This window comes from Flavobacterium sp. ZB4P23 (assembly GCF_003970375.1).
GTDB lineage: Bacteria > Bacteroidota > Bacteroidia > Flavobacteriales > Flavobacteriaceae > Flavobacterium.
Genome location: NZ_RYDK01000006.1, coordinates 229,627 through 244,097 on the forward strand (window position 1 = coordinate 229,627; position 14,471 = coordinate 244,097).

The 14,471-nt window shown below is 36.6% G+C and carries 9 protein-coding genes; 4 read left to right on the forward strand and 5 right to left on the reverse strand.

The genetic code is table 11. The annotated features are described in order from the left end of the window. Positions 1-195 precede the first annotated feature (195 nt). The 5 genes from EKL99_RS11515 to EKL99_RS11535 all read right to left on the reverse strand — a co-directional run bounded on the left by EKL99_RS11515 (position 196) and on the right by EKL99_RS11535 (position 9,185). The gene (locus tag EKL99_RS11515; RefSeq protein WP_126457950.1) at positions 196-1,665 is read right to left on the reverse strand and encodes an SGNH/GDSL hydrolase family protein; all 1,470 of its coding nucleotides are present in this window, start codon (positions 1,663-1,665) and stop codon (positions 196-198) included. A 33-nt stretch (positions 1,666-1,698) separates the two neighbouring features. Further along, positions 1,699-4,524, reverse strand: coding sequence for a carboxypeptidase-like regulatory domain-containing protein (locus tag EKL99_RS11520; protein ID WP_126576987.1), 2,826 nt, complete (start codon positions 4,522-4,524; stop codon positions 1,699-1,701). Between the two features lie 387 nt (positions 4,525-4,911). After that, positions 4,912-6,759, reverse strand: a complete 1,848-nt coding sequence (gene glmS / locus EKL99_RS11525; protein ID WP_126457944.1) for a glutamine--fructose-6-phosphate transaminase (isomerizing) — start codon at positions 6,757-6,759, stop codon at positions 4,912-4,914. A gap of 9 nt (positions 6,760-6,768) precedes the next feature. After that, positions 6,769-8,358 carry a DUF4270 domain-containing protein gene (locus EKL99_RS11530; protein ID WP_126576988.1) on the reverse strand — a complete coding sequence of 530 codons (1,590 nt, stop codon included), beginning with the start codon at positions 8,356-8,358 and terminating at the stop codon, positions 6,769-6,771. Between the two features lie 20 nt (positions 8,359-8,378). Continuing rightward, a complete protein-coding gene (locus EKL99_RS11535) occupies positions 8,379-9,185 on the reverse strand; it encodes a glycogen/starch synthase (protein ID WP_126457938.1) in 807 nt (268 codons plus the stop codon). A 108-nt stretch (positions 9,186-9,293) separates the two neighbouring features. Between EKL99_RS11535 and panC the strand changes: the two genes are divergently transcribed. The 4 genes from panC (at position 9,294) to EKL99_RS11555 (ending at position 14,450) form a co-directional block, all read left to right on the forward strand. Then, positions 9,294-10,142 (forward strand): pantoate--beta-alanine ligase, encoded by an 849-nt coding sequence (gene panC / locus EKL99_RS11540; RefSeq protein WP_126561311.1) that lies wholly within the window; start codon positions 9,294-9,296, stop codon positions 10,140-10,142. A 14-nt stretch (positions 10,143-10,156) separates the two neighbouring features. Beyond that, positions 10,157-10,507 (forward strand): aspartate 1-decarboxylase, encoded by a 351-nt coding sequence (gene panD, locus EKL99_RS11545; RefSeq protein WP_126451936.1) that lies wholly within the window; start codon positions 10,157-10,159, stop codon positions 10,505-10,507. A gap of 235 nt (positions 10,508-10,742) precedes the next feature. Next, positions 10,743-12,104, forward strand: coding sequence for a DNA repair protein RadA (radA, locus tag EKL99_RS11550; protein ID WP_126576989.1), 1,362 nt, complete (start codon positions 10,743-10,745; stop codon positions 12,102-12,104). Positions 12,105-12,482: 378 nt separating this feature from the next. Beyond that, on the forward strand, positions 12,483-14,450 hold the full coding sequence (locus EKL99_RS11555) for a biosynthetic peptidoglycan transglycosylase (RefSeq protein ID WP_126576990.1): 1,968 nt from the start codon (positions 12,483-12,485) through the stop codon (positions 14,448-14,450). The last annotated feature ends 21 nt before the right edge of the window (positions 14,451-14,471 follow it).

Consider the following 14,471-nt stretch of genomic DNA (forward strand, 5'->3'; position numbering starts at 1 on the left):
ATTATACCCTTTTTTCAGTGTGCAAAGATAATTTTTAAAATATAAAATCAAGATATTTTTTTATAAAAAAAGATATTTTTTTAATAGATTATTTAGAAACGACTTAGAAACTAACAAAAGACCGAGTTGTCACTAAAATAAACAACCACCACGTCATCAAACGGGTGGTTGTTATTATAGAAAATCAAATTCTAATTATTGAATAGAAGCCGGATATTGAATAGGGTAGAGCCCTAAATCAACAGGTCTTAGCGTAGCTGTATATTTAGCATTTATAGAATTTGCAAAAAGGTTTGCTATTAATGCATATCCCCTTGCGCTGGGATGCACTCCATCGAGTGAAAAAGCACCACCAGTAACATAAGCCGCCGTAATATGAAAATTCCCAAAACGAATTCCGCTTGAAGACAGTTGTGCCATAGTGGCTTTAGCATCTACAAAAGCTAATCCTTTAGCATCAGCAACTGCTTTGATGGTAACATTATAAGCATCTGTAGCAACTTTGACTTCCGCCACCTCCGCTTTAGATAAAACCCAGTTGTCAGCAAGAGGCACCGAAACGCCGTTTACGGCTGCAGCATTCCCTCCTACTAGTGTTCCAATAAAAGTTCTCGACGTAAGCACTAAAAGATCTTCTTTAGTTGCTTGTCTGAACGAAGGAACTCCAAAAGCACTCAAATTTGTCAAATAGCTATCTACAATCACCACGGCATTCGCTCCTGCAGCAAACTTAACAGTTCTTCTTGTTGCTTCAGCTGCTGTAAGTAACCCATTAGTGACCATTGCCTGCAAACCTCCATTATAAGCAGCATAACCTCCATTTAATTGTGCAGCCACAGCGGCAGTCAATGGAACTGGATTATAAGGAACTGTTGTAAAATAAGGAAGTGTAGTTACATAAGGAAGATTCGCAACCACCCCTTTTGCACCATTAGCCGTCAAGGCATTCACCAGCCCGGTATACACATTTGCAAAAACAGTTGGATCTGTAATATCATTAGAACCATAAGTAGCAGGGTTAAAATTTCCGGTTCTGTCCACTCCTATACCTCCAGAGGTAGCGTACGTCAAGACATCATTCCCGCCAATCCACAAGGAGAAGAACGTTGGTGCTTGAGTCAGGGCATCTGCTAAAACAGTCGTTCCTGAAGCTGAAGCAAAACGAGCAAAATACGGGTTAGCCGCACCAGAAGCCACTCCGGCTACGTTTCCATAGCCCGGGGCTACTAAATGAAAACTTTTAGCCCCTGGAATTCCTAGGTTGTTAATAGGCCCAGCTACTTTATTTGTAACTACTGTGGTAGGAGTACCGCTTACCTGAACAGGTCCTGAACCATTAAAATACAACCTATTTGTTGCAATTACATTCCCTCCCAACAATAAGCCACCAATATTATCATTGGTGTATGGCGTTTTAAATTCACCACCACCTGCTAAAGCGAACTGTTGCGACAGGATGTTTACATACGAATTTTCTTGTCCTTTTTTGAAAAGAGCGCCATCACTATATCCTGCGGCAAATGAATCTCCTAAAGCAACGTATTTTGAAAAACTTGCTGTTCCGGAAGTTATAGGAACCTCAACTGGCCCAGCATTGTCATCCTCGTTATTACATGCTGCGAAGGTTAGCGAAATCAACAACAGCCATTTGAAATTTTTTATCATAATATATTTTTTAAAATTATTGACTTTTCTGAACTACGGATTAATTGTCCAAGAAGCAAACCATTGCTGTCCGATGGCACCCGCTCCAATTACCTGAATATAATCCCTTCCTCCAATATTAGTAGCTCCCACTTTAAGCACTGATTTTAAGGCCGGAAAACCATAATTAATCTGAGCATCTAAGACCGTGTTTTCAGGAACAATTCCATCAGCAAAAGAGGACTGCCATAAATATTCCGTATTGTATCTCGCATTGATATTAAAACCAAAATTTTTGAATAATTTATCATTTCCTACAGATGCTTTAACCCTATGTTTTGGCGTATTGAAACCAGCTACAAAACCTGGATCTTCTGCTTGATCAAAACTAAATTCAGCAAAATTATAATTTACACCAACCTCAAAATCTTTATACACTTTCTTAGACAAGCCTACACCAAAACCTTGAGACGTGATTTTTGCAGTAGTATTCGTATACACTTGGTACACTCTTCTATCTCCATTACTTAATGCAGAAAGCGTCGCTAAAGTTGCTGGATTTCCAAAATCAAATGTCGTGTTAACGTCCCCATAATAAGGACTAATTACTCTTGAAACATTCATGAAATCATTATACACATTGTAATATCCATTAATATCAATTGATAAGTCATTATTTACAACCGTACGATATCCTAGCTCAAGTGCCTGAACTTCTTCTGGCTTTACCAGCCCTATATTAGCCACTTGCAACAAAGCTGCTGCAGCCGGAACATTAGCTGGATTTGCCGCTATTGCCGCACTAAAAGCCCGAACTGAAGCTAGCGTAAACGAATTGTTATACGCATTTTGTCCTGTTAATGTTAACGTAGCAGGAACGCCCATTGCTTGTCCCGCCGCACTAACTCCTCTAACCTCTGTAAAACGATCTAAGTTTTCAGGAGCTGAACCAATTAAAGCAAATGGCCCTAAGTCAAGACCAATATACTGGTCTTGAGTTGTTGGATTTCTAAAACCAGTTTGATAAGAAACCCTGAAATTATGTCTTTTTGACTCTCCCGCAGAATACACTAAAGAGACACGAGGGGATATATTTCCATTAAAATTTTGACTTTTATCGTACCGTGCAGACCCAGTAAATTTCAATCGGTCATCTAAGAATTTTTTAGTTAATTGCGTATAAGCACCATACTCATTATAACGTAAAGGACCATCAAAATCAGTAAAGATTGTTCCCTGAGAATTCATTTCATATTGTCTGAATGACCCTCCTAATTGGATCTCTGCAAATTTTATTAGATCTTTAAAATTATAATTTACATCTGAATGGTAAATTTTTGATTGATCAATAAATTTAGCTCCTTTGGTTAGATCCGGTTCCGCGATTGCAGCCGCCAAAGCACGATTGAATTGTACCGAACCCGGTTCAAATCGCGCACTCCCTGTTGGAGTTGGCAAAAAAGGAAGTCCAGCCGGTTTAATATTGTAATCGGCATAGTTCCTTGCATTCGCAGCAGATAACTGTGCATTAGTTCCCAAAACTGCACCTGAAAGTTGATATGCTGTAGCATAGTTCGTAAACCATTCTGTATCTGATTTTGCCGCTCTATTAACATTCCAAGCAGCAAAACGCATGTCATAGGAATTCCCTGCATCTTCATCCGTTATGTACCCTCTTACAAAGAAATTTTTTCCTTTTACTTCTATTTTAGTTTGTTGCATAAAGAAATCATTGAGTGCATATCTATTCGCTCCTTGATAAATAGTGCTCCCCAAACCTATTTTGTGCTGTAATATAATTTCGGTTTCCCCTTCCCATGGTTTAAAATGTAAAGAAAAATCTGCCTTTACACTTCTTACTTTATTGTCATTCAGGTCTTGTTCCCGGTATCCCGTTCTGCTTACCTGACCAACATTAGTGATGAAAGTAGTTACCTCATCACCGTATAAATTTAATCCGTCATAATTTTGATTATTAGCATGACCTATTGATCCGCCAGTAACGCTTCTTTGATCAGCAGCAATCCATTCTGTAGCTCTCATAAAATTAAAATTCCCTTTGGCGGCAAAATGCTTGCTGAACGCTTTGGCAGCTCTAAGTCCAAAATCAAAATAATCATTAGTTCCTGCTACTTTCTGGGTTGTTTGTCCATATTTTACGTAGGTACTGATCCCTTGATTTGTGAACGGATTTTTACTGTTCATAAATAAAATACCATTGAAAGCATTTGCACCATACAATGCAGAGGAAGCTCCCGGCAGTAATTCTACATTAGCAACATCAATATCAGAAAGTCCTATTAAATTCCCCAAAACAAAGTTTAAGGCCGGAGATGAATTATCCATTCCGTCTACCAGTTGCATGAAACGCGTATTGGCGACAGTTGAAAACCCCCTTGTATTAATCGATTTAAAGGAAATACTACTGGTATTAAAATGCACCTCTTTCAGGTTTTCTAAACCATCATAAAAGGTTGGCGCCGTGGTGTTTTTTATCTGCTGAATTCCCATTCTTTCAATAGTAACCGGAGACTCGATCACTCGTTCTGGTGTTCTTGAAGCAGAAACAACGATCTCATCTAGCTTGTTCTCTTCATCTAAAAGCTTTATGAGTAGTTTTTGACTACTAGAAACAACACTAATTTGTTGAGAAACAAACCCCACACTGGTCACCTCAATTGAATAAGGTGGTTTTTTAGAGGATTGCAATACAAAAGAACCGTCTAGATCCGTAATTGTACCAGAAGCATCTCCAACTATCTTGATGTTGGCTCCAGGAATTGGTTGGTTGTTACTATCAGTAACAGTACCTGAAATTGAGTTTTGAGCAAAGGTTAGACTGCAAAAAAACAATAACAAAAAAAGTAAATACACTCTCATTGGGTTCTATTTTGTTGGTTTAGGAAGCCAAAGTACAAATATTTTTGATATTAATAAAAAATCACCTGTAAAATTTCATATTTATCAGTAATTTTGCCTCATTTGCAGTTATTCTACATTTATATTTTATTTCAAAATGTTAAAATTTAGATTAAAAAATCAAAATTTCACTATGCATGCATATAAAAAATACATTTATCACAAAATTATTATTGATTTTTGGATATATGATAAAAGTGTCAAAAGAGCAAAACATTTATGATTCGTTTGTATTTCGGAAAAAAATTAAAGACAAAAGAAGTACTAATAAAAAAAGCCTCGAAAGTTTTTCTTTCGAGGCTGGCACTACTAAAAAGGATATCAGTAATATCCCTATTATATTTTATTTTATTCTACAGTAACCGACTTTGCTAAATTACGAGGTTGATCTACATTGCATTCCCGCATAACAGCAATATGGTACGACAAGAGCTGTAACGGAATTGTAGTTATCAGCGGCGATAAAGCATCTGAAGTTTCTGGTATTTCGATAACATAATCTGCTAACTCCCTAACTTGAGTATCGCCTTTAGTCACCACTGCTATAATTTTACCACTTCTGGATTTTATTTCTTGTATATTACTTACAATTTTATCGTAATGGCCTTGTTTAGGCGCAATAACGACTACTGGCATGTGTTCATCTATCAGTGCAATTGGTCCATGTTTCATTTCAGCAGCAGGATAACCTTCAGCATGAATATAGGAAATCTCTTTTAGCTTTAAGGCTCCTTCAAGCGCTACAGGAAAGTTATAGCCTCTCCCCAGATAAAGACAATTTGGAGCATCTTTAAACATCGCCGCAATTTCTTTTGCTCTCTCGTTTGTCTCTAAAGCTTCTTTTACTTTTTCAGGTATAATTTCTAATTCCTGTAAATAAGCATGAAAAACAGAATTTGACAATGTCCCTTTGGCTTTAGCCAAACGCAACGCAATCATAGTCAAAACCGTAATTTGAGTGGTAAAAGCCTTGGTCGAAGCAACACCTATCTCAGGTCCGGCATGTGTATAGGCTCCAGCATGTGTTTCTCTAGAAATAGAAGAACCTACCACATTGCATACTCCAAAAACAAATGCCCCGTTTTCTTTGGCTAACTTAATTGCTGCCATTGTATCTGCTGTTTCTCCAGATTGAGAGATGGCGATCACAACATCTTTACTGTTAATTATAGGATTTCTATAACGGAATTCTGATGCATATTCAACTTCAACTGGGATACGGGCAAATTCTTCAAATATATATTCCGCAACTAAACCGGCATGCCAAGAAGTACCGCAAGCAACGATTATAATTCTATCGGCGTTTAAAAATTTTTCTAAATTATCTTCCACACCAGACATTTGAATCAATCCCTGATTAGCATGAAGCCTTCCACGATAAGTATCTTTGATAACACTTGGCTGCTCATAAATTTCTTTCAGCATGAAATGATCATATCCTCCTTTTTCAATTTGCTCCAAATTCATTTGAAGTTCCTGAATATTCGGATTTACTAAAGAATCATCTTTAATTTTTCGGATTTTCATCGGTTTGTGCAACCTGATATTCGCCATTTCACCGTCTTCTAAATAAATAGCATTCGATGTATATTCTATGAATGGGGAGGCATCAGAGGCAATGAAAAACTCTCCTTCTCCAACACCTATAGCCAATGGACTTCCCAGACGGGCAGCCACAATTTCATTTGGATTTTTTTTATCAAAAACAGCAATTGCATAAGCGCCCACCACTTGGTTTAAAGCGACCTGAACTGCTTTGCCTAATTTTAGATTGTCTTTTTTTTGTACTTCTTCAATTAGATTCACTAACACCTCGGTATCCGTATCTGAATGAAATACATACCCTCTTTTTATCAACTCTGCCTTTAAGGGCGAATAGTTTTCAATAATTCCGTTATGGATTATAGCTAGATCTCCCGAATTAGAAAGATGCGGATGCGAATTTACATCATTAGGAACTCCATGAGTAGCCCAACGTGTGTGTCCTATTCCAATTGTTCCGTTGGTAGTAATGCTAGAAGAAGCGCTCTCCTCCAGATCAGAAACCTTTCCTTTTGTCTTACACAGTTTCAAGTTTTCGCCATCATATAGCATGACACCGGCACTATCATACCCTCTGTACTCAAGCCTTTTTAATCCCTTTATTACAATAGGATAAGCTTCTCTATAACCGATATATCCAACGATTCCACACATAAATTTGACTTAATTTGGTTTTGTATAAAAAATTTCAAGTTTCAATCGTTTATCAACTGGGACGGTAGATTTTGAGCCATATAAAATAGTTCCCAAAGGACTCATAACAGAAGCTTTTGGCGCTCCGGTGATAAAAGAATTAGGAGTTCTCAATTTATGGGAAGGAAATACACTGATGTCTTCGGTAACAACAACACCTAATTTGACATTAGTTGAATCCTTAACATTGATAAGATTTCGTATTTGATTGGTTATTCTAATCTTGTATGTCAACCCTTTTTTGGAAGTAGCATTTACGTTAATATTCCCATCAAAAACTGTTTTTGCTTTTTTGAGATTGGCAGTATTAGACGTTAAGTCCATATAATAATCCACAATAGGCCGATTATTATTAAAATCATATAGATAGATCCTTTTTGGTTCATAACTACCTGACATAGCCTCCGCATCAATATGAAAAACAAGACTTGCTTCATTGATCAACCAGCCACTGTTCCTAATGGCTTCTAACTGACCCGGAGTGTTAAAAAGACTCAATACTGCAACGGATCCTTGGCCCCCTTTAAGGTATAATTTCTCGTCTCCTTCCGAAGTATTTCCCGTATTAGGCAAAGCATTATAGGCAAGTCCGCTACTTCCAAAATTGTTTTCTAACAAACTAACACAGTTTCCTGTCAGGTTCATCACTATGGTTTTTTTAACTCGTGTTGGGCTCCCTCCAGTAGTTGAGGCCAAATCTTCATTGTATTTTATCGTAATTTTTCCTGCTTTAAAGTCCAACATTGCTAAATTACCGGTACTTCCTGCCGCTTTCTCCATTTTAAAGTACAGGCCTCTAAAATAGTCTTTAAAAACATCATTTGTTGCTAATTTCCCCGAAGCAACAGCATCTATTATCCTTGTTTTAAAATAGCCTCTATTTAGACTAATTTGCATTCCTGGAGCCGTTCTTGTTGTGGTAACAGCATTAGTTAAGGAATCCGTAAGCGCAACTACATGCTCCGCAGGATCAAAGAAAAAAGCATCGTTTTGTGCTGTATCCACAGCGTCATTTAAACGACTGGATACTTTAACATTATCAAATTCTGTATTTTGGTTTGTAAAATAATTTTGAGCCTGTTGAAAACCACCTACCGGATCCGCATCTCTCATGTAGTAACCCGACTCATAGATGCTAATTTTCATTTTAGCTTTTTCAACACCATAAATTGAATCTAAGCGATACACATTTCCCGTTGTGGTAGATGAGGAGGTCAATGTGCTAAAATATGGAATTGTTAAGATTACACTTTCTATATAAGCATTTGCACCTATAGTAGATATAGGAGTGACCAATGTCAATTGTGTACCATAATTTGCTGTTACTTCGCCAAAATTAGGATTATTAAAAATCCCTAAAGGACTTACCGCAAGATTATTAGATTGTATTGGCCCCGTTTTTTGATTGTAGGCTATTACATCATACGTTTCTTTTTCCAGGTTAAAATTATTTTCACCTATTAAACCCGCTCCAATTTCATTATAATCTTTATCACAAGAATATAAAAAAGCAATACTTGCCACTACCAGAATTTTCTTAAAGAAAGAATTATTGTACATATTTAATAAAAAAGTTTAATTTAAAGAACCTCGTTTCTGTAGAAATTAGTATAAGCTTCCGCGAATGCATCTTTCGGGACGAAAGATAAAAAAGGTTTTCCTGAAGATTCTATAAATTTTGTTAAACTTGAAGACAGGTTTTCCGAGGCAATAATCACAGCGTCAGAATGTTTTATCGTGGCCTTAATAATATTTTCATAATCCGGGATTTCAAGATCAGCAATATCTTCTTTAGGTATGCCATCAAATTTTACTTTATTAATCATTCCAGCATCTAAAGTTCCTTCAAAAGACTGACTGTAAACCGATGTAACGATTTTTGTCTCTGAAAACAATGCTTCATTTTTATAATAATGTTTCATGTAAATGGGCAACATTGCCGCCATCCAGCCATGAACATGAATAATATCTGGCACCCAATTGAGTTTTTTCACGGTTTCTACCACTCCTTTTGCAAAGAAAATAGCACGCTCATCGTTATCCGGATACATCACGCCTTCTTCATCTGCAAAAGTCGCTTTGCGCTTGAAATATTCATCATTATCAATAAAATACACTTGTATTCGTTCCTTTGGTATAGATGCCACTTTAATAATCAAAGGCATATCCAAGTCATTCACTACCAAATTCATGCCCGAAAGTCTGATAACTTCGTGCAACTGATGTCTTCTCTCGTTAATATTTCCATACCTTGGCATAAAAATTCTTATCTGTCCGCCTTGATCATTAATCATTTTTGGAACGTCATAAGACATTAAAGAAACCTCGTTTTCAGCGAGATAAGGCACCACTTCAGATGATACGTATAATATCCTCTTATCTTTCATATTATAATTTACTTAATTTATTGGCAATAAAAACAGTGCAAAATTACAATAATTTATGCAGTTATTAACTAAAATAGTAAGTTTGCATTTAATTTTAATAATACAGTCATGCCTATTTTCTACGGAAAAGCATCTTTAATGAACTATTTGAAACCTATAAAAGCACTTCACTCCACCATTGGATTTGTTCCAACTATGGGTGCTTTACACCAAGGTCATCTGGCATTAATGCAAAAATCATTGTTGGAAAATGAGAATACGGTAGTGAGTATTTTTGTCAATCCTACTCAATTCAACAATTCCGAAGATCTGGCAAAATACCCAAGAACATTTGATGAAGACGTAAAAAAACTTACGGCTTTGAATCCAAATATCATTTTATACGCCCCTGAGGTGGTCGATATTTATGATGGAACACCCCTTGCTGAACATTTTGATTTTGATGGACTTGAAAATCAAATGGAAGGCAAGTTCAGACCCGGACATTTTAATGGTGTCGGTACAATTGTAAAACGTCTTTTTGAGATTGTTCAACCTACAAAAGCCTATTTTGGGGAAAAAGATTTTCAGCAATTGCAAATCGTAAAAAAAATGGTAGCTAAAAACCATTTAAACATAACCATAATTGGCTGCCCCATTTTTAGAGAGCCTAACAATCTGGCCATGAGTTCCAGAAATGAGCGTTTATCAGCTCTGGAAAGAGCCGAAGCAGCTATCATCTACAAAATATTAACTTCTGTAAAAGCCCAGTTTTTTACAAAAAGTACCGCAGAAATTTCAGAATGGGTTCAAAAATCATTCCGGAACAATCCTACTTTTGTATTGGAATATTTCGTTATTGCTGATGAAGCAACCCTGCTTCCGTGTACCCGAAAATATAAAAATAAAAAATACCGTGCCTTTATTGTTGTAATAGTCAACAATATTCGTTTGATTGACACCATTTCATTAAATTAATTTACTTTTGTAGCATGCAAATTCAAGTTTTAAAATCAAAAATTCACCGCGTTAAAGTAACGGGAGCCGATCTGAATTATATCGGAAGTATTACCATTGACGAAACGTTACTGGATGCTTCTAACATCATTGAGGGGGAGAAAGTGTCTATTGTAAACATCAATAATGGTGAACGTTTTGAAACCTACGCCATCAAAGGCGAAAGAAATTCAGGAACCATAACCCTCAACGGACCTGCGGCCAGAAAAGTGCAAAAAGACGACATCATCATCATCATCTCATACGCAACAATGGAATTTGAAGAAGCCAAAACCTTCAAGCCTTGGGTTGTTTTTCCCAATGAAAAAGACAATTCTTTGACCTAAAACATTCCATTCTAAAACGGCTCTTTATGGTATCGTTTATGATACGCAAAAGGCCCTTGTCACTTCCAGCCACTGATGCTCTATTTTTTAAATAAGAAAAAGAAAAGCAACAGTGGCTAATTTTTTATAATGTAGTATATTGCTTCTCCTAGTGAGCGTGAAATACCCGTACTTTAACCAAACGGTTGCTACTAGAAAAACAGGATGCTATGAAAAGCCAAATACCAAAAAAATAATGTCAAAAGTAAAAACAACTTTTTTTTGCCAAAACTGTAGCGCACAATATGCCAAATGGCAAGGACAATGCAATTCCTGTAAAGAATGGAATACAATAGCAGAAGAAATTATACAGAAACAAGAAAAAACAGCTTGGAAAAGCGAAACTACTTCTAGCAGTAAAGCACCAAAACCGTTACGAATAAACGAAATTGATTCTGCTCAGGAAATCCGAATGGACACGACAGATGGCGAACTAAATCGCGTTCTGGGTGGCGGAATCGTTCCCGGCTCCTTGATCCTTTTAGGTGGTGAACCCGGCATAGGAAAAAGCACACTGTTGCTCCAAATCTCTTTAAAATTACCGTATAAAACTTTATATGTTTCAGGCGAGGAAAGTCAGAAACAAATAAAAATGCGTGCCGAAAGAATCACGCCCAGCGGTTACAATTGCTATATTCTTACCGAAACCAAAACCCAAAACATCTTCAAGCAAATTGAAGCCATACAACCGGAAATCGTGATTATCGATTCCATTCAAACCTTGCATACGGATTATATCGAATCCACTCCCGGCAGTATTTCTCAAATACGGGAAACCACTGCCGAACTAATCAAATTTGCCAAAGAAACTAATATTCCAGTGATTCTGATTGGTCATATCACCAAAGACGGTAACATTGCCGGACCAAAAATCCTAGAACACATGGTGGACACAGTTTTGCAGTTTGAAGGTGACCGAAATCACGTATATCGCATTTTACGTTCGTTAAAAAACCGTTTCGGATCCACTGCTGAAATTGGTATTTATGAAATGCTGGGCAATGGTTTACGCGAAGTTTCGAATCCATCCGAAATACTGATTTCGCATAAAGACGAGGAATTATCGGGAACAGCAATTGCTTCAACTTTAGAAGGCATGCGCCCGTTGATGATTGAAATTCAAGCCTTGGTAAGCACCGCCGTTTATGGAACGCCACAACGCAGCACGACGGGGTATAACGCCAAAAGACTTAATATGATTCTAGCCGTTTTAGAGAAAAGAGCCGGTTTTAGGCTTGGCGCCAAAGACGTTTTCCTGAACATAACCGGAGGAATTTCAGTAGATGATCCGGCGATAGATTTGGCTGTAGTTGCCGCCATTTTGTCCTCGAATGAAGATATAGCAGTCAATAAAGATTTTTGCTTTGCCGGCGAAGTGGGACTTTCCGGTGAAATACGTCCGGTAAACCGTGTAGACCAACGCATTCAGGAAGCGGAAAAATTAGGTTTTTCGACCATTTTTGTTTCTAAATACAATAAAATTGCATTGAAAAATACCGGAATTAACATTCGATTAGTAGCCAAAATTGAAGATGTGGCGAGTGAGTTGTTTGGATGATATTTGTTGACAAATCTAAAATAACGTTTCTCTTATACATTTAGTGTTGCAACTAATTGTGATTATTTGGTTTACGACGCAGAAGTTGTAGTCTTGATTTGTTTTCAAATACTCTAAGGGCACGGATTGCAAATCCGTTATCGGGATATAAAAAACCGAAATCCAATTACTAATAGCACTGCTACCGAGAATATCAAAAACTACAACGCAGAAATGTTGTAGTTTTTTTATGTCCTAAAATGGAATAGCATTCATTTTATACAATCAAAACTATAAAGAAAATTATAAAAAACTCTGCTTTAGTATTATTTTCCTTTTCTTTATGACTAATACTCCAAACGCATTGTATTTTAGATTCTTTTATTTTTAAAACTGTTTATGAAAACCAAAAAACAAAACATAATTCTAGCAACAAAAATACTTTTTGTATTGTTTACCACTATAATTATTGCTTTTTACCTCTTTCGTGATGCCGTTTTACAGCAAACCATTGCAAAAGTTTCCCATGAAATGAAAATGGATTACAACAGTACTTTTACGATAAAAAAAGCTTCTTTTGAAGGATTGTCCGGTCTAAATCTTACTGAAATCATTTTGGTTCCAAAAAATGCCGATACGCTTTTTAAAATTAAAAAATTAAAAACCAGCGTTAATTTGTGGCATTTGACAACCGGCGACCTACAACTTGGTACTTTAGAGGTTCAGAATGGTTTTATTCAATTAGTAAAAAAAGGAAAAAAGGGAAATTACGATGCTTTTTTAAAGAGGGACAATCAAACACCAGTACAAAATGAGAAAAGAGATTACGCTCAATTTGCCTACAGAATCATCTCAAAAGTACTAAATTTAGTTCCAACTGATATGATTCTGAACAATCTTTCGATCCGAATTAACGATAACGAAAAAAAAACAAACATCAATTTCCAAAAATTGCGATTGGTCAACAAGCAACTTGAAACTGCTATTCAAGTGCAAACCAACACCTTTACTCAGCACTGGAAAATTAAAGGATTTGCCGATCCCAGAAATAAAAAAGCCGATATTAGATTCGTTAATATCGACACCTGTGCCATCAAAATGCCGTATTTAGACGAGCGGTTCAACCTAAAATCAAGCTTTGACTCCATTCGTTTGAATATTCAAAACATAGATAAAGACGGTGATGAATTGCATATCGATGGGTTTATGGCTATTGCTAATTTAAAACTCAACCATCCTAAAATCGCCAGCAAAGATGTATTGCTAAAAAACGCCAAATTTGACTACCGTTTTCTTTTGGGTTCTGATTTTATTTCGATTGACAGCACCTCAACAGTTCAGTTAAACAAGATAAAATTTCATCCTTATGTGGCTTATGAAACTGAAAAAGACACGATTTATAAACTCAAAGTGAATATTCCAAAAATGAACGCGCAGGATTTTATCACTTCGCTTCCAGACGGTTTATTTGCCAATTTTCAAGGCATGAAAGCCAGTGGTACTTTTGATTACAAATTGGACTTTGCATTCAACCAAAACAAACCCAATCAACTGGTTTTTGACAGCAAACTAAAAAAAGAAAATCTAAAAATTACAAAATACGGTGAAGCCAACCTGAACAAACTCAATGGCGAATTTGTGTATCGCGCACTTATAAAGAACGTGTTGCAACGTCCGGTTTTAGTGGGCTCTGCTAATCCAAATTTCACGCCACTGGACCGAATTTCACCCTATTTACGAAAGTCGGTTTTGACAACGGAAGATCCTTCTTTCTTTTCGCATCGTGGTTTTATCAGCGAAGCTTTCAAACAATCCATCATCAAAAACATAAAAACTAAAAAGTTTTCCCGCGGCGCCAGTACCATCAGCATGCAATTAGTGAAAAATGTTTTTCTGAGTCGGGAAAAAACTGTTTCCCGTAAACTGGAAGAAATTTTATTGGTTTATATTCTGGAAAACAACCGGATTGTAAACAAGGAACGCATGCTCGAAGTGTATTTTAATATTATCGAATGGGGTCCAAATGTATATGGAATTGGCGAAGCAAGTCAGTTTTACTTTCAAAAAGCGCCTTTGGAATTATCACTGAACGAATGCTTGTATCTCGCGCGAATTATTCCAAGTCCAAAAAAATTCATGTATCAGTTTAACGATCAAGGGATGTTGAAAGATTTTGCTGTACAACAAGAATCGTTCTTAACGAATATTATGTTTCGAAGAGGACTTTTGACTTCTGAAGACACGATTTACAAGTCCTTACCAATATTGATTTCAGGACCTGCAAAATCTTTTATCAAATTCAAAGTACAAGATTCCACGCAAATAAAAATGGATTCCTTAGCCGTTGATGATGAATTTGATCTTTAATTATTAAAAACAACCCTGTCA